Consider the following 18,878-nt stretch of genomic DNA (forward strand, 5'->3'; position numbering starts at 1 on the left):
AACCAGGCTGGCCAAATTATAGAGGACTGTTGAAATAGTTTTCCCGATCGAGACACGCTTTGCCTACTTGCGTAATTTAAATAGAGCTATCTATATATATATATGGAGCTAAGACTACCAAAGCTTGAATTTAAATAACTGCGATCGCACAAACTAATACTGAACAAAACCAATAGGTGAATAACATATAACTGTAATGATCTGCTTTTGGTAAGCGGAAAGAAACAATTCGGGCTGCGATCGTGAAGCTGATCACCGCCAGCACAATATCGCACAGGATAACGTTCCAAGTTAAACCTGCTGGTACCATCAGTGCGAAATGTATCACGAAAGGTAATAGTCCAAAACCCGAAGTTAGTACGACTCGACTTGTTGTTTCTCCAAAGGCGATCGGGAAAGTATTTCGACCAATTGCGCGATCGCCGTCAATATCCCGAAGGTCTTGAATAGCAGCTAAAAACAGCCACACGCCAGCTACTACTAAGATCCACTGCCAAGCGATCGAGGTAATCGGAGTTACCAGTTGCCAAGCTGCTGCAAGTTGAGCTAATGCTCCTTCTCCCATAAAAAGATTTTTGGTAATCCAGTGCTTAGAGCCGCTACCTAAATTGTGCAGAAAAATACAACCTTGCCAAAGCAGCGCCCACTCTAAAACACCAAACCACCATCCCACCAATCCAAACAGCACCATACTCACGACTAACCGCACTTTTGCACCTAGAAGTGAAACAGAACCTTTCACCAACGGACGATGGGGTTTGTTAATTCGATCTTCTTCAATACCGACGATTTGGTTTGATATGCAAAACGGCACGATATACAGCCAAAAGTACACTATGCCCCGTCCCAATACCATCAGGAAATCAACTGCATTTGTTGGATGAGTTTTCCACGCCGCCATCATAAATAGAAGCCCAGGTACGATCGATGCTGAAATATCGCCACTGATGAATTGCCAACTCAGACATACTTCGTGCCGGAGGCTCCGGTAGATTTTCTTACTTAAGGCCAACAGGGATGATAACACGGTTGCTTTTACTGACAATTTTTTGTCCTCACACCATCAATACAGAAGATTCCGTATGGGCTTCGGCCATAGGATTACTCTGTCAATTTTTGTTTGTCGGTGATCTGCATCACTACACTTGGTCAATCATATCAGTAAAACTGCCATTTAGTAGATTTACGGTGAGGTATTTTTATTTAAATACCTTAACGTAACAAAACTTACAATAAGTTTTTTTAATAAAACCCTTTAGCAGGCAGGAAAAAAGCCGAGCGAAGATTTTTAAATTAATCGCTGTAAGCCTTGCCACGTATAAGTTTAAGCCAGAATGGAATGCGGAGTTATTTTTTTTACTGTCCGGGGTGTCCGAAGTCGATCGCACCAGACACGATCGAGAGATAATATCTGCTCAGCATTAAGTTTTACACAAAAAGGAAAAAAACCCCTTGAAACTACCTAATGGCCCCCAGACTCCACTTTGGCTAGAGACGCTTCAGTTTGTTCTCCGACCCATAGAATACTTAGAAGCGCGGCAAAAACGCTACGGTGATGCGTTCACGATCGGAAGCAATACGGATTCTCCAGTGGTGTACTTAAGTCACCCGCAAGCGATCGAAGAAATTTTCACTGCCGATCGTAATTTGTTTGATTCTGGGCGTGGAAACAAACCGCTTGCACAACCTCTTCTAGGTGAATATTCTTTAGCACTCCTAGATGGAGAGCCTCATCAACGGCAACGTCGTCTTCTCATACCTCCTTTTCATGGACAACGCATGAAAGCCTACAGTCAACTAATCAGCGATATAACCGCACAAGCAATTAGACAGTTGCCAATTGGAAAAGCTTTCCTAGTTCGTCCATTAATCGAAGAGATTTCTTTACGTGCAATCCTGCAAGCGGTTTTTGGCCTGCATCAGGGAGATCGATACGATCTTCTACGACAACTGCTCATTTCTTTCCTAGAATCAATAGGCTCACCCTTAACCGCAAGTATGCTTTTTTTTCCTTTCCTGCGACTGAACTTGGGAGCTGTGAGTCCTTGGGGAAAATTTGTCCAACTTCGTCAGCAAATCGATAGATTACTCTACAGCGAAATCCAATTGCGACGGCAGTTAATCGAAGAGGATCATCTGTCTAATACCATTAACGAACGTAACGATATCCTTAGCCTATTACTAATGGCGAGGGATGAAACAGGCCAGCCGATGACTGATGATGAGTTACGGGATGAATTAATAACCCTGTTGATAGCAGGCCACGATACCACTACAACAGCCATAACATGGGCTTTATACTGGATTCACTACCTTCCAGAAGTTCATAGCAAGCTGCTCGCCGAGATTGATACCGTTAACATTGATACAGATCGTAGCTCTATAGTCCGGCTTCCATATTTAACTGCGGTTTGTCAAGAAACTCTGCGAATCTACCCAGTTCTTTTGGCTCCTTCTAATCGCATTTTGAAAGCACCTTTGCAAATCATGGAGTACCAGTTTAATCCAGGAACGGTGTTAATACCTTGTATTTATTTAACCCACCACCGAGAAGATTTATACCCACAGTCAAAACATTTTATACCTGAACGCTTTTTAGAAAAACAATTTTCTCCCTATGAATATTTTCCTTTTGGAGGCGGCAACCGTGGCTGTATTGGTATGGCATTTGCCATGTTTGAAATAAAATTAATCTTAGCTGAAATCCTCCGTACTAATAACTTGGCTCTAAAAGATCCGAAGTCCCTCAAGCCTATTCGTCGTGGACTCACCCAAGCTCCTCCGGCTAGTTTGGAATTGGTAGTAACAAGTAAGCGTGAATCTCAAAAAGCTATAGCTACACTTTGACACGGCGATATGTTGCTATTTAACCAAATGAATAACTGAGAACCAAAAATGCACAAGTTCAAGATTTTATTCTACTTCTAACTTGTGATTTTTTATATGCCAGTAACCCAATTATTTTTCACATCTTCTCAATTAGGCAAGCTCAGCGTAAGCCACTTTTTGAGATTGTTGCTTGATCGGAATCGCAATTACAAACTCTGCTCCCTCGCCCGGTGCAGAAATACATTCAATCTTACCCCCGTGTTTCTCCACCACTATTTGGTAGCTAATCGACAAACCCAAGCCAGTACCCTTTCCCACAGGTTTAGTAGTAAAGAAAGGATTGAATAACTTAGATCTTACTTCTTCCGTCATTCCAAGGCCGTTATCCTTTATCCGAACTACGGCAAATTGAGAATTGGGGATAGAAGAATAGTTAGATCCTTCGTTATTATCGATTTCTAATGACCTATTTTCTAGTTCGGTGCGAATCCGAATTTCTTTCTCCTTAGAAACTCTTTCCTCTTCCATTGCATCAATGGCATTCGCTAACAGATTCATAAACACCTGATTCAACTGCCCTGCATAGCACTCAATTTTAGGCAAGTCGCCGTACTCTCTCACCACCCGAATTGCTTTTAACTCTCCGTGAGCTTTCAAACGATGCTGCAAAATCATCAACGTACTTTCTAATCCGTCGTGGATATTAACCCACTTAGCACCCGTATCATCAACTCGCGAGAAATTGCGTAACGACTGCATAATCTCCCGAATTCGCTCAGTCCCTACTTGCATTGAAGAAAGCATTTTCGGTAAGTCTTCCTTCAAGTATTCCAAGTCAATTGTTTCTATTTCCTCTTGAATTTCATCTGGTGGGTTGGGAAAGTAATGCTGGTAAAGATTCAAAAGATTTAGCAAACCTTGCACGTAGTTAGAAGTATGATGTAGATTGCCATTGATAAAGCTGACCGGGTTATTTACTTCATGTGCTACACCTGCAACCAACTGTCCCAAGCTAGATATCTTCTCAGTTTGCACCAATTGAGCCTGCGTTTGTTGCAACTTATACAGATATTGTTCTAACGCTTCGTTCTTTTCTTTTAACTGCGCTGCTGACTCTTGCAAAGCTTCATTTTTGCTATCCAACTCTTGATTCTTCGCTTCCAATTGTTGAGAGTAAGTTTGCAAATCTTTATAAAGCGTTGCATTCTCCAAAGAAATAGACGCTTGTGCAGCTAAAAGTTTTAATACAGACAATCGCGCTGGCGTAAAAGCACCCACAGCCAGATTATTTTCCACATACAGAATACCCGTAAATTTGCCTTGATAGGTAAGAGGCCAGCAAAAAATAGACTTCGGTTGAGCTTTCAGGATGTAAGGGTCGTTAGTAAATAGCCCCTCAACTGTGGCATTATTTAAAACTACAGTTTGTTGACTTCTTTCCACATAGTTAATAATTGATCCTGGCAAATCCGGACGCGACTCGATGGGAACTGATGGCAGTACGCGCACCTTACTTTTCTCAACCGAACCTTCAGCTACCAGCACCAATTTATTAGCTTTTGACAAAAACAAAAAACCTTTAGAAGCGCCAACATTTTCAAGGATAATCTGCATCAACTTGGAAAGTAACTTGTCAAGAACAATTTCCGAAGAAATCGCTTGCGATGCTTTCGTTACCGTAACCAAATCCAATGCGGCTGCACTTCCTCCCGTGGTACTGGAGGAAGTTGTTCGACTAATATCTATGTCGGGTGGTTCCCGTTTTATAATTTGAGAAAAGAACTGAGGATACCTTTCTTCTAAATCTTTGACTTTTGCTTTGGCTCCCCAGCGAATATAAGCATAGTAAGATTCTGTCAGATAGGTTTGAGCTATTCTTTCTCTACCGCAAGAGAAATGGAACTCTGCGGCTAGTTCATTGGCTAGAGCTTCTTCTTGGATGTATCCTTGTTCTTTAGCTCCTTTTATGGCACGATCGTAATATTCGATCGCTTTCTCATACTGCCTTAGTATTCGCGCTTTCTCTGCTTCTACAAGTTCGTACTTATGCTGATAGTTTGATGGAGCATAATGCGCCCATTTACTCATTTTTTTTTGGTTATATACTACTTTGCTAAAGTATTTTTTTTGTTCCACTTTTGAGACATTAAAATACTGGGAAAGAAGTATTAAAGAATAGTAGAAATTGTGGACAACAGATGTCATATTACCAAATCCACCTTCTTTATATTTTTCTGCTATTTTCGCTTGTTCAAGAGAACTATGATTGTTTCTAAATAAATAAAACAAAAAAGACTTTAATAAGTATAAATCAAATATAAATATCAGATTTTTACTCGCTTCTTTTTTTAAATTATCTTCATTATTTAGTTTAAAAAAAAACTCAGAATCGTATATATTCTCAATCCCTTCTTTCATTAAAGACAGAACACATTGATTCCATAATTTAGTGATATTAAAAGGAGATTCTTGTTTCAAACTCAGCATCATATCTTGATATTTTTTCTGTGCGTTAGCTAAAAATTCGAGATGATTACCAAGCAAGAATGAATATGTGCAATAGTTCATAGCACTATAACAAGCATATTCTGTATCTCCTACTTCAAGTCCAATTTGAATTTGCTCAAAGAATGGTTCGATTGTTGTTTTAGCGTGTTCTTTCCAGTGTCGGATTACGCCATTAAATAATACATATACTTTTGGTTTGAGTTCTCTAGCATTAAATCGCTCTACCAATCTCACAGCTAACTTCCCGTAACTATATCCCAAATCGATGTCTCCGAATGCTTCACAGATAAGTAAGCCATAAAAAACGTATGCGTAAGTGACTTGTGGTGAATTTCCATATTTAATACAAAGATTAACCATTTTAAAAACGATCAATGAAAAAAGATTAGGATTTGCAATAAAAGCAGCAGAAATGATAACTATTAAAATCCGCATGGCTGCCAATTTATAGCAATCTAGCATTTCTGGAAGCTCTAGCAACTCTTCTATTGGCTTTTTTCCTAATTTTATTTTTGTATGTAGTAAACCCACTATAACATTCAATTTACTTGGTTTTTTTTGCAAAGAAACTCCTAGCATCTTAAGAATTGGTAGCGCTGTATCTATTGCTGCTTGCATTTGATTTTGCGCTATATAAAACTGAATCTGCGTCTCATAAACAGGGACTTTTTCCAGCAATGTTTTAGCGCGTTCCAAGACAACATCAGACAATTGTTTGGCCCGATCGAAGTCAATATTGAGATACTCTGCTGCTGCTGTTTCCACATATAAATCTCGCGTCAATTCATACTTTGTATCCCAGCTATCTGGCGGAAGTAATTGCAAACCAACATTTAAATATTTAGCAGCAGCATCGTAAGCAGTTGCAGCTAAAGCTTTCTTCCCCGCCGTCAAGTTTAATTTAGCCAGTTCTTCTTTCTCTTCCTCTTCCGTGACGAATTCCACCCCTATATTGAGTTGGTTGACAATATCAAATATATTTTCCGATAAAGCAAACTTAGCCGTTTTTTGCAGCAGCAATTTTCCTATTTTTAAATGAGTAATTTTTCTTTCGGATTCCGGAATCAAAGAATATGCGGCTTGCTGTACTCGGTCATGTAAAAATTTGTAACTTACCTTTAAATCTTGAGTTTGCAAATACTTCTGTTCAAAATCATCAACAAACAACGGAATTTTATAATCAGACGAAAGCGGCAAAATTAGCCCAGCTTGCAACGCATCCCACAACTCATCAGCAGTAGTCAATAAAGATTTTTCATTAACGATCGCTAAATTATCCAAGTTAAACTTATTGCCAATACAAGCAGCTAATTTGACAACGTGCTGCGTAGTCTCAGGTAATTTTTGGATATTTCTAGCCACCAATTCAACCACATTGTAATCGGTAATGCCAAGTGCTTGAATTTTTTCAATATCCCACAACCAACGTCCTTCGCTAAAATCAAATGTTAGCAGCTTTTCCGAATACAAACTAGAAAGTACAGTTGTCAAAAAGAAAGGATTTCCTTGAGTCTTGTTGAAAACTAACTCAGCTAGCGGTACGATTCTTTCCGAGCCATTTAATTTTAATAGTGAAGATGCGACTGTTTCATTCAGCGTATCTGCTAGCAAATCTAAAACATTTCCCAAATTCAAAGCCTGTAAAACAATATTGTTAACTACTGCTCCAGCTTGTTGAATTTTCTCTATAGTTTGAATAGTGGCATGAGTCGGGCTAACTTCATTATCTCGATACGCCCCGATTAGCAATACATACTGATTTGCTGCATCGGTCATTATCAACTCAATTAATTTTAAAGAAGCTGAATCTGCCCACTGCAAGTCATCTAAAAATACGACAAGCGGATGTTCTTTTCGAGCAAAAACGCCAATAAACTTTTGAAATACGCCATTGAAACGATTTTGCGATTCCGTCGGCCCTAACTGCACTACCTCTGGCTGTTTCCCAATTATCCATTCTACTTCTGGAATTACATCAATAATAACTTGTCCGTTTTGTCCCAACGCTTGTAATAAATTTGATTTCCAATCAGCAATCTTCTCCTCAGTTTGCGTCGCCACTTGACGCATCAACTCCGAGAAAGCTTGAATGAGTGCCGAATAAGGAATATTTCGCTTAAACTGATCGAACTTACCGGAGATAAAATATCCCCTTTGCCGTACAATAGGTTTATGGACTTCGTTGACGACCGAAGTTTTGCCAATCCCGGAATAACCGGAAACGAGCATCATTTCGGTGTTACCTGCGGCGATGCGATCGAAAGTTTCTAATAATTGGGCAACTTCCTCTTCCCTGCCGTAAAGTTTTTGGGGAATCAGGAATTGACCCGATTTATCCATCTTTCCGGTAACGAAGTCAACAATTTCACCGCGCAAAGCTAATTGATTCAAACAAGTTTCTATATCTGCTTTTAACCCTAAAGCACTTTGATACCTATCCTCAGCGGTTTTCGCCATTAATTTCATCACTATCTCGGATACCGCCTGGGGAATTTCTGGGTTAACCTGATGGGGCGGTACAGGTGTTTTTGCAATATGGCAGTGTACCAATTCCAAGGGATCGTTGGTTTTAAAAGGTACTTCTCTCGTGAGGATTTCGTAGAATGTGACCCCCAGAGAATAAAAATCAGTGCGATAATCAACAGAGCGATTCATCCGCCCGGTTTGTTCCGGCGACATATAGATGAGAGTTCCTTCCAGTAAATCAGGATTGCCGATCGTAGGAGTTTCTCTGGATAACCGGGAGGCAATGCTAAAATCAATCAGTTTGGCAATCCACTTTTGGGTATCAATCAGAATATTTTGAGGTTTAATATCTTTATGAATAATATGATTTTGATGCAGCTCGTGAATAATTTCTGCTAGCTGACTGGCGAGAGATAAAAAGCTGAGTATAGATATTTTTTGCTCGCTTAACAATTGTTTAACCGAGATTCCCTGAAAATCTTCTAGTATTAAGGCCAAACCGTTTCTATAATTTTCTAAAGCTAATGGTTTGGCTATTCCTGGTATATTTAGTGGGGCAAGAATCTTATATTCATGCCGCAATCGCGAGATTTCTTCAAGGCTGGGGTACTCTGCCAGTAGAGTTTTTATAATTACTGAGGTTTGTGAAGATAGTTTAAGCCCACGATATATAACCGTTTTTACCCCTTCATGAATAGCTTCGGTAAGTTCGTACCCTAGAAGTTTTAACATGACGGCCATCCTCGTATTATTACGGAGAGCAGAGCATGAGTTTGTAACAGTACATAGTCAACCGGATAAATCCGGTCTTGCCGACAGTACAGTTAAAAAAGAAACCTTTTTCAGATTAGCTTTATTTCTGCCCGATTGCCAAGGATCGTCTTGCTTTCAATTCATCCCCCACCATGTAAAACATGGTGGGGGAATTCTTGCTCCATTTTTGTTAAATCTGAAATTACCCACTACTCAGTATCCACTCAAGGATACAAACCTCTGTCAGTCAGCGCCTGTGCAACGCGACCCACACCCAAAGTGTATGCCGCTAACCGCAAAGGTACTTGCCGCATTTTCGACTCTTTGGTGACTTGGTGATAAGCATATACCATCAAACCTTCCATTTCCCGATTAACCCGCTCTTCATCCCAGAAAACGTAGGAAAGACCCTGTACCCACTCCAAATAACTCACGACCACGCCGCCGGCGTTGGTCAGGATATCTGGCAGTACAGTTATACCTCGCGCCTCCAACGCCAAGTCTGCCATCAGCGTCACTGGGCCATTTGCTGCCTCTGCCACAATTTCGGCTTGCACTTCATGTACGTTGTCTTCGGTAATTTGATTTTCCAAAGCAGCCGGGATCAGGACATCGCAAGGCAAAGCCAGCAGTTCCGTATTTGTAATCGATTTCGATCCCGGAAAACCGACAATACTTCTGTGGTTTTGGGCAGCATACGCCTTCAGTGCGGGAATATCCAGCCCATTGGGATTGTATATCCCGCCAGACACATCGGAAACAGCCATAACTATAGCTCCAGCTTCGTGCAGCAATGAAGCTGCTGCGCCACCCACATTGCCAAAGCCTTGAATTACGACTCGCGTTCCGGCCAGCGTTTTGCCGCGATCGGCTAAAGCTTCCCGTACAATAATCATCACACCCCGTCCGGTCGCCATTTCCCGTCCCCTCGAACCACCGATCGAAATTGGCTTCCCGGTCACTATACCCGGTACGGCGTGACCGACATTCATCGAGTAAGTGTCCATCATCCAAGCCATTTCGCGGGCAGAAGTGCCGATGTCTGGGGCGGGAATATCTACGGAAGGCCCAATATCTTTAATTAATTCGCTCGTGTAACGGCGGGTAATTCGCTCTAACTCGCCGACACTATAACGTGCAGGGTCTAGCGCAATTCCTCCCTTAGCACCACCATAAGGAATTCCCACTAAAGCGCATTTCCAGGTCATCAGCATTGCCAGCGCCGATACCTCCCGCAGCGTCACAGCCGGGTGGTAACGGGTTCCGCCTTTATATGGCCCAAGAACATCGCAGTGCTGTACCCGATGTCCTGCCAAAACCTGCACTTGACCGTTATCCAGTTTGACGGGAATGGAAACGGTGACAACTTTGCGCGGGTGACTGAGAACTTCCAACAAACCTTGTTCCATCCGTAACTCTTTGGCTGCTTGTTCTAGGTAGCTACAAGCTTGGTCGAACGGACAAATATGGGCAGGGCTAGGAGTTTCAAGCGGCAGCGTTACTAAGTTCATATAGCTTTCTCTCGATCGCAGTATCTGTGTTAACTATGTTTCTATCCGTAGCCTAACCTCGAATTTCTGAAAAAATAGTGAATTTGTAAATTTCGTTACATTTTTATATTTATAGAAATGGTAACGAAGCAAAATGTCTCTGCCTTGCCATCTCCTCTTTCCAGCCTCCAATCCCTGCTCTTTGCGGTATAAGTTCGGAAAACAAATCGCGGGAATGTAAAATCTTACTACCAGCTTGCAACCACGCTCATAAATCATTTGACAAAAATGATTTATTGTGGTAAAGGGGGTGCCTACGAACAGCTTTTGATTGGCTTTCCCAGAGGACATCTGTCTAGATATGGCAAAACGCTACGTCCGAGTTCAAACTGCAAAAGGACAGATTTACTACGGTTTATTAGAGTTAAACCGCAGCGTTACTGTGCTTGATGCGCCACCCTGGTTGCAAGGACAACCGACAGATTCGGAGTTAAAACCGGACACTTATCAAATTTTGGCTCCTTGCGCTCCCTCTAAAGTGGTGGCAGTGGGGAAAAATTACGCAGCTCACGCCAATGAAATGGGATCGGATGTCCCCACAGAACCGCTATTATTTCTCAAGCCTTCGACAGCAATTATTCCAACCGATGCGCCTATATGGTATCCTCCCCAGTCGCAGCGGGTGGATTACGAAGGGGAATTGGCGTTGGTAATTGGCGAACGCTGTACTGACTGTACGCCAGCGCAGGCGCAAGCAAAAATTTGGGGATATACGATCGCCAACGATGTGACAGCACGAGATTTACAAAAGCGCGACGGTCAATGGACAAGGGCGAAAGGTTTCGATACATTCTGTCCCTTGGGCCCGTGGATAGTCCGAGAATTGAGTCCGGGTGCCCAATTACAAACCTTTTTAAATGATGACCCCCAGCCAGTCCAATCTGACCAGATCGATCGCATGGTTTTTTCACCCGATCGACTCGTATCCTATATCAGTCAGGTCATGACTCTGCTACCTGGGGATGTAGTGTTGACAGGAACGCCCGCCGGTATTGGGCCAATGCAGGTAGGCGATCGCGTCCGCATTGAAATCGAAGGGATCGGTTATTTGGAAAATTCAGTCATTGCAAGACCGTTACCGGAAAAACCACATTCTTAAATCCATTGACTATTTTCCGCAAATCAAATCAACCGCAGGCTTGTATTGACGGGAATCAGCTACAAGCCAGACTTTTCCATCTGGACTGACAGTAAATCCTGTCGCCTCTTGAATTGAGTAATTCGATCGCAAAGGATTGCTAGTTTCTAGTTCTCGGTTTCTGCTACTTTGTAACTGACCCACAGTTCTTAGCTGCGCTACTTCGTAAGGCATCAGGATATTATATGGCGTTTCCGATAAACCGCCATTACCAGTTACGACAAAGCGTCCTTGTTGACGGTTGTGCCGAGTCAGGCAACTACTGGCTACGACTGGTGCTTCCTCAAGAAAGTTACTCCCAGAAACGATCGGGATATGCTGTTCCTCTAAATTGGGATTGGATATATCCACCGTACCGCTCAACCCCAGTTGGGAAGAAGCAGTGATATCGCTATCCAAGGAAAGAAAAACCCCTTGCGTATTAATTTGAATGTTGCCACCTTGTCCCTGCACGGCATTAGCAACAATATCGCTATTTTCTAGAGCCGCTAAGGTATTGGTAGCGATCGAGATATTGCCTCCGGTAGCCGTCCCTGTAGCGTTAGTAGTGATTTGGCTATTCCGACGCATCAGTAGCGAATCGGTATTGAGAGTAATATTACCTCGATCGCCAGCTGCCACTTCCGATCGCAAACTACCTCCTCGATCGAGTTGAATGCGATTCGCACTCACCTGCAAGTTACCCGCATTACCGCCTCCACTATTGCTCACCGAGATTTCCCCACCATTGCGAACGTCGATGGTACTCGCAATTAAATTAACCGAACCAGCATTAGCATGAGTAGTAGAAGCAGCGCTAATACTGCTGGGTAGTTGACTACCATCAGGTAACGTTGGGGAAATTCCCTCTACATCAATCTCACTTACTCGCAAGTTAATATTGCCAGCATCTCCATTTCCTTGCGTCGAAGAAGTTATTTGTCCGCCATTGAAAACCCGCAAACTAGAAGACTCCAACCTGATATTCCCACCTTCACCAGTTGCACCCTCAGCTACCGCAACTGTGATCCCACTAATTGTATTGCTAACACTATCGATCGCCGGATCGCTAACGGCTATTTCGGTAGCGCGAATTTCGATATTCCCCGCCTTACCAGTACCACCTAAAGCACTAGAAATCGCACCGCCATTGAACAGGCGCAGTACTTGGGTATCGATCGAGATATTTCCACCTTCACCTTCTGCAAAAGGTTGAATCGAACTGATCGCCGCACCTGTCAGTCCAGCAGGTGTAACTCCCGAAATTTCCAGACTCTCAGCCGCCCGAATCGATATGTCCCCGGCTTTTCCCGTCGTAATGAGCGCGGGCAAACCGGGAACACCGAAACCCAACATATCGGTACTGATCCGACCACCATCAATCAATCGAACTCGTTGCGCCTCGATAGTTATCTTCCCACTCTCATTTCTGTTGCCACTGCTAACTAAAGTGGTAATAGCACTAGGACTGGGATAGGAAATTGGAAATAGATTGTATCCGCTGACTTCTACATCGGAGGCTCGCACGGTAATATTTCCACTCCGAGAGTCCTCGACCGGGATCGGAAGTAAAGTTACGGGGTCAAAGCTACCGTTAATAATCGACTGAAGCCAACTTCCATTAGCGATCCGCAAACGTTGGGTTTCGATCGTAATATCTCCCGCTTTCGCCCCACTGCCAACTACGCTGGTAAATATGCCAGGGAAAGGATAATTTTCTACCGCAGAGACTCCCAATAAATCGACAAATTCAGTGGTTTTGACGGTAATCTCTTCTCCCTGCCCAAATGCACTGGTCGCAGTAAAGATTACCGAACCATCTTGAAGCGTAAGTCCTCGCGCCCGAATGTTAATTGCTCCCCCATTAATTCCACTGGTATCAATTTGTGAGGATTGCCGCAGGGAAATCGTTCCCCAGTCAGCAGTATCGGCAGCGCTAGCTAATTCCATTCTGCCTCGATCGCCAATTGACACCTCCGCATTTCGCACCGCCCACAATTCCACTCGCCCATCGGGAACAGCCAAAGTTGCGCTATCCACATCGATCTGACTCCCTACCAGTGCCAAGGTTTGCGCCTGGAATAATTGCTGGGGTCGGAAAAAAAAGTTGGCGGCTGGAACTCCAATAAATTGAATCGCTCCGGCATTCGAGCCGAGTTGCAATCCCACTGGAGTATTGACGCTCAACAACGGCGGCGTTTCTGGATTGCTGGCGCTGTAGAAAGTGCGATCGGAGAACTTGATGCTCTGTGCAGTGGAAGCAATAAAAGAACCACCAATATTCAAGCTTGCATTTGCACCGAAAATAATTCCATTCGGATTGATTAAAAATAAGCTGGTACTACCGTTAACTTTAATCGCTCCATCAATATTAGATATTCGATCGCCCGTGACGCGAGTCAGAATATTTTGCACGTCGAGAGCCTGATTAAAAAAAGCTTCTTTACCTGTCGGAATCGATAATTCTTGAAAGCTGTGAAACAAATTGCCGCCAGCACGAGTACCACCCTCAATGGTAAATATATCGCCGTTGCTGGTAACGGTAGAATTAACGGGTAAAGTAGCATCTGGTACGATCTGACCGCTAACTGGCGCATCAATAAAAAGCATTATTGGCAATACTAACAGCGAAGTAAATTTCATAAAAACGTTCCTTACCCTGGATTGTTTTGAGAAACCGAAATAGATTATCGCAGACAAAGAAATTATTGGCTACAAGTTAATTCTGTAGGAGAAGCCATTTCACTTTTTGCTACCACTAAGGCTAATTTTCCATCTGGGGTAAACGCCCATCCCGTTGCTTCTTGAATAGAAGAATTTGTCGGCAAGGAATTGGTAGACTCTATTGATTGATTTCTGGGAATTTGTAACTGCCTGACAGGTATTAGCTGTACTACCTCATAAGGCATCAACAAATTATCTGGTGATTCTGACAAGCCGCCATTACCAGTAACGACAAACCTTCCTCGCTGAAGGTTGCGCCTGGTCAGGCAACTACTGGCAATTGTTTGGCCTTCCTTTAGAAAATTACTCGTGGATGTTACGAGAACTTCTTTTTGCTCTAAATTGGGAGTAGAAATATCGACGATGCCACTTACTCCTAGTTGGGAAGAAGCAGTAATGTTGCTATCAAAAGAGCGAAAAATACCTTGAGTCGCAATTTCAATATTACCGCCTCGACCTTGCACGGCATTGGCAGTGATGTTGCTATTTTCTAAATTGGCGATCGTGGCAGCATTGAGGGCAATATTGCCGCCATTGCCACTACCACCTGCCTCTGCACTGATAAAGCTACCGTGACGCATCTGCAAAGAATTTGATACTTGAAGGTTAATATTGCCCCCTTCACCCGATCGCGTAGATGCCGAAATGTTTCCGCCATTGTTCAGGTGTATCTTACCAGCATTGATATTGAGGATACCAGCTTGACCAGAACCATTATTTTGGACGAAAACCGTTGCACCATCAGTGACATTGAGGACTGGAGTGTTAATTGTGGTAGTACCTGAATTAGCGTTGGAAGGTTGATTAGCAGAAGGAACAACAGCAGTACCGATATAACTTCGGGTACTTCCAATTTTGACCCCGATCGCTTCGATCGATTCAGAGGCATTAATAGTAAGCGAGCCTGCATCTCCCAAAAATATGCTAGAAGCAGATACTCTTCCACCATATCGAACTGACAGCGTGCGGGTATCAATTGTCAGACTTCCGGCATTGCCAGTCCCGAAGGTGGCAGCAGATAGCAGGCTAAAATACAAACCTCTTGGCGCTTCCAAGCTGTTTATTTCAATCGTATCTGCCTTCACTTCGACATCGCCGCCATTGCCGCTTCCATAAGGTCTTGCTGCCACGTTAGCACCCCCCGAAATCGATAGGTTTCGCGTAGAAATGGTCAGATCTCCACCTTTTCCATCTCCATTGGAAGCGGCTAAAAGCAAGCTAATTCCTCGAAAAGCATTCGGATCTCCGGGTGTATAACCGTTTACTTGCACGTCATCGGCATTGATGATGATGTTGCCACCTGGCGCAGCACTAAAGGTTCGGTTGAGAATAAAACCTCCCCGATCGATACTTAATTGTGGGCTGTTGATAATAATGTTTCCAGCTGCGCCATTCGATATGGTTTCATCGATCAAACTGCTGGAACTATTATTATCAGAAGTTTTTCCGACTACTTGCACGGAATTGCTGGCATTGATAGCCAAATTGCCTGCGGTGCGATCGCCTTGATTTTGTACTAATACGATCGAGCCATCCGAGATCCTAATTTGTTGCCCTTGAATGGCGATCGAACCTGGATTGATACCAGCAACGGAAACTAAAGCGCGTCCATTGAGATCGATATTTCCAAAGTTAGAAATATTAGGATAGCTAATAGCAAATCCTGCGGGAATGGCATTTAGATCGGCACTTCCGACCGCAACACTTCCTAACTCAATCCGTCCTCCTGGTGCCGAGAGTAACCCGCCATTCAAAGCCAGATTACCACCAACCAAGGCTAGGGTTTTCCCTGGTTGCACCTGTAATCCAGCCGTAGCGCCGTTTAATCCCGAAACGCGAGCAGTATCGCTTAACTGTGCTTTGTGTCCCGTTCCTTGGACGGCGATCGCTCCCGGATTGCTACCAAATTGTAAGCCGATCGGTGTGCCGATCGTAAGTAAAGGAGGAGCTTGAGGATCGCTAGCACTGAAAAAAGCGCGATCGGCAAAGTTAATTCGATCGGCTGTAGTCGCCACAAATGAACCTTTGAGATCTAGTCTCGCTCCTGCACCGAAAATAATCCCGTTAGGATTGAGCAAAAATAGATTGGCATTCCCTAATACACCTAAAATACCGTTGATGTTAGAGGGATTGTTACCTATTATCCTGGTAAAAATATTGATAATCCCTTCCGGGTTACTGAAATAAACGCTGCGACCAGACTCGATATTAAATTCTTGAAAACTGTGGAACAAATTGCTCCCGCGAATCGTACCGCCATCGACGCGATCGGTATTAGTTTCGACATTTGGCGTGACCGTAGTTCCGACCGTGCGATCGGGTGTTATTTGACCATAACTTGGTAGCGCGATCGCCATTTCCACTGACAACAGACAAAACCAAATTAAGCGCAATTTAGTTAATTTCATAATAGTGTTACTTCCCCTAAAATCTAAGTTTTTCAAATCCTGAATTGACGGCAAAAGGCAAATCGATTAACTGCTACAAGTTAAATCTGTAGGAGAAGTAATCTTATCTTTATCTACTAACAGTGCTACTTTTCCATCGGAAGTAAAGTTAAATCCCGTCGCTTCTTGAATTCGATTAGTAAGTTGTCTGGAATTGGTTGTTTCGAGCGAGCTATTTTCTCTTTGGCGTAACTGGCTTATTGACCTCACTTGCACTGTTTCATAAGGCATCAGCAAATTATCCGGTGTTTCGGATAGACCTCCATTACCAGTAACGACAAAACGGCCTTGTTGAGCGTTGCGCTGATTCAAACAACTGCTGGCTATTACTGGTGCTTGGTTGACAAAGGTATTGCTGGGAAGAACTACCAAATTTTGGGCGTGCAAGTTGAGATTTGAAATACTAACCGTGCCGCTGACCCCCAGTTGAGAAGAAGCAGTGATATCGCTGTCGGGAGCAAGAAAAATACCTTCGGTGTTAATTTGAATGTTGCCACCTTTGCCTTGGAAGGCGTTGGCAGTGATGCCGCTGTTTTCTAACCCAACAATGATGGGGGAATTGATGGCGATGTTGCCGCCATTGCCAGTGCCTCCAGCGGTGGCGATAGCATTGCTACCGTGACGTAAGATTAACGCATTGGATTGCAGATTAATGCTACCCCCTTGCCCGGAGTTCGTGGTTGCCGAAATTGTTCCAGATCGATCGAGGGCGATCGTATCTGCATTGATGTCGAGGTTTCCGGCATCACCAACCCCTTGGTGGTTGACTCGCACCACTCCCCCATCGGTAATGTCCAAGCGTGGGGTATTAACAATCAGGTCACCTGAATTGCCCGTGGGCAGAGCTGGTAGTCCGAATGCTTGCTGAAAGACTAAAGGTAGCACCGTCGCACTGGCAGAAATGTTGCTGGGCTTACCCGAAGCACCACTCACGCCACTGACGGTAATTTGCTCTGAAACATTGACCCGCAGGGTTCCGGCATCGCCCTGACCCAGAGTGGTAGCTGTGACACCTGCGCCATTCTGCACACTCAGTCTAGGCGTATTGATGGTGACTTTTCCTGCATTCCCCCGGTTGAAGCTGACCGCTCCGAGCAAGCTGGCACTGAAGGTGATGGGAGTTTCTCCAGTCAGTTCAATGGACTCAGAGGCATTGATAATCACATTTCCCGTTGCTCCAGTACCCCGAGTGAGACTCGATATCGCGCCACCTTCTTGCAGGCTCAATTGCCGGGTCGTGATTTGAACATCACCTGCCCTTCCAGCACTAAAGGTTTCCGAATCGATCCAACTGAAGGTCGTCGTCGGTTTCAGGGCTGAAAACCCAGAGATTTGAATCGAATCTGCCGCAACTGAGTTGTTTCCTCCCGTTCCAGATCCAAAAGTACGAGTACTAATTTTTCCCCCATCTTGGACCAGTAATCGTGGTGCAGTAATCACCAGATTGCCGCCAGCCCCCGTGATTGTATCCGCAACCAATAGGTTTTGAGTAAATCCATTGATACCCACCCCTCGCATTTCCAAGAAATCACTGGCATTGACCGTAATACCCCCGGAACCTCGATCTCCTTGGTTGATTAACAATGCTACAGACCCCTGATTGACGCTAATATTTTTGCCTTGGAAGTGAATCGAACCCGCAGGCGCACCACTAGCATCGGCAAGGGCTTGACGCGAAAACCGGATATCGCCGTACTGTGGCGTGCTGTAGTCAAAATTCCAGCCAGGAGATGCCGTGCTGAGATTAACGGTTCCAGATCTGGCGCTACCGAGTTCTATGTGACCTGATGGGGCGGTCAGAATGCCACCCTCTAAGGCAATATCTCCCCCCACGAGTGCGAGGATTTTGCCGGGAGCAACTCCCAAGCCGCTGGGAGTTGTACCCATCTGAAGCGGGGCATTTCCCTCAATCAAGCGGTGTCCGGTATTTTGGACGGTAATTATTCCTGGTGTTTGTCCCATTTGCAAACCAATTGGCACGCTCACAGTCAATAACGCTGTCTCGCTTGGATTGGTAGCACTAAATTCTACCCCGTCGGCAAATTTGATACTGCTCGCAGTGGTGCCGATAAACGAACCATTGAGGTCTAATCGAGCATTTGGGCCAAAAATAATGCCATTGGGGTTGAGTAAGAATAGGTTGGCATTACCTAATACTCCCAAAATGCCGTTGATATTAGAGGGATTATTGGCAGTAATTCTACTGAATATGTTGGTAATTCCTTCTGGGTTGGTGAAGTATACCGCTCGTCCGTTTTGGATGTTGAATTCGCTGAAGCTGTGAAACAGGTTGCTGTCGCGAATTGTACCGCCGTCGATGCGATCGCTCGGTGTGCCGTTAATCTGGAGTTCCCTTTTGACAAAAAGGGGGAAGGTATGCTGGGCTTGGCTTTAAGGGTTCAAGCTCGGCCAATTACATGGGTACACTACAACCCAACTCCCAGCAAATCCAAAGCTGTTTGTTGCAGAGGAGTAGGCTGGGTA

Annotated in this window: 9 protein-coding genes; 3 read left to right on the plus strand and 6 right to left on the minus strand. The window is 44.0% G+C overall.

Annotation, left to right across the window (positions count from 1 at the left end; translation table 11 throughout):
* Window positions 1-130: 130 nt before the first annotated feature.
* Window positions 131-1,045, minus strand: coding sequence for a UbiA family prenyltransferase (locus ACE1CD_RS16890; protein WP_374825637.1), 915 nt, complete (start codon window positions 1,043-1,045; stop codon window positions 131-133).
* 407 nt (window positions 1,046-1,452) lie between these two features.
* Between ACE1CD_RS16890 and ACE1CD_RS16895 the strand changes: the two genes are divergently transcribed.
* Complete coding sequence (locus ACE1CD_RS16895; protein ID WP_374825639.1) at window positions 1,453-2,847, plus strand: cytochrome P450; 1,395 nt, start codon at window positions 1,453-1,455, stop codon at window positions 2,845-2,847.
* Window positions 2,848-2,979: 132 nt separating this feature from the next.
* Here the strand turns inward: ACE1CD_RS16895 and ACE1CD_RS16900 are convergent, their stop codons facing one another.
* Window positions 2,980-8,535, minus strand: coding sequence for an AAA family ATPase (locus ACE1CD_RS16900; protein WP_374825641.1), 5,556 nt, complete (start codon window positions 8,533-8,535; stop codon window positions 2,980-2,982).
* 245 nt (window positions 8,536-8,780) lie between these two features.
* Complete coding sequence (locus ACE1CD_RS16905; RefSeq protein ID WP_374825643.1) at window positions 8,781-10,067, minus strand: Glu/Leu/Phe/Val dehydrogenase; 1,287 nt, start codon at window positions 10,065-10,067, stop codon at window positions 8,781-8,783.
* 340 nt (window positions 10,068-10,407) lie between these two features.
* Here ACE1CD_RS16905 and ACE1CD_RS16910 point away from each other — a divergent pair, with 340 nt between their 5' ends.
* Window positions 10,408-11,205 carry a fumarylacetoacetate hydrolase family protein gene (locus tag ACE1CD_RS16910; RefSeq protein ID WP_374825645.1) on the plus strand — a complete coding sequence of 266 codons (798 nt, stop codon included), beginning with the start codon at window positions 10,408-10,410 and terminating at the stop codon, window positions 11,203-11,205.
* A gap of 9 nt (window positions 11,206-11,214) precedes the next feature.
* On the opposite strand, the gene ACE1CD_RS16915 is transcribed toward ACE1CD_RS16910, so the two are convergent.
* From ACE1CD_RS16915 to ACE1CD_RS16925, 3 genes are all read right to left on the minus strand, one after another.
* Window positions 11,215-13,866, minus strand: a complete 2,652-nt coding sequence (locus ACE1CD_RS16915) for a filamentous hemagglutinin N-terminal domain-containing protein (protein WP_374825647.1) — start codon at window positions 13,864-13,866, stop codon at window positions 11,215-11,217.
* 62 nt (window positions 13,867-13,928) lie between these two features.
* A complete protein-coding gene (locus ACE1CD_RS16920) occupies window positions 13,929-16,355 on the minus strand; it encodes a filamentous hemagglutinin N-terminal domain-containing protein (RefSeq protein WP_374825649.1) in 2,427 nt (808 codons plus the stop codon).
* A gap of 66 nt (window positions 16,356-16,421) precedes the next feature.
* Window positions 16,422-18,737, minus strand: a complete 2,316-nt coding sequence (locus ACE1CD_RS16925) for a filamentous hemagglutinin N-terminal domain-containing protein (RefSeq protein ID WP_374825653.1) — start codon at window positions 18,735-18,737, stop codon at window positions 16,422-16,424.
* Between ACE1CD_RS16925 and ACE1CD_RS16930 the strand changes: the two genes are divergently transcribed.
* On the plus strand, window positions 18,675-18,878 hold a 204-nt coding region (locus tag ACE1CD_RS16930; protein WP_374825651.1), incomplete at its 3' end, for a hypothetical protein. The genes ACE1CD_RS16925 and ACE1CD_RS16930 overlap by 63 nt on opposite strands.

This window comes from Aerosakkonema sp. BLCC-F183 (assembly GCF_041929145.1).
Classification (GTDB): domain Bacteria; phylum Cyanobacteriota; class Cyanobacteriia; order Cyanobacteriales; family Aerosakkonemataceae; genus Aerosakkonema.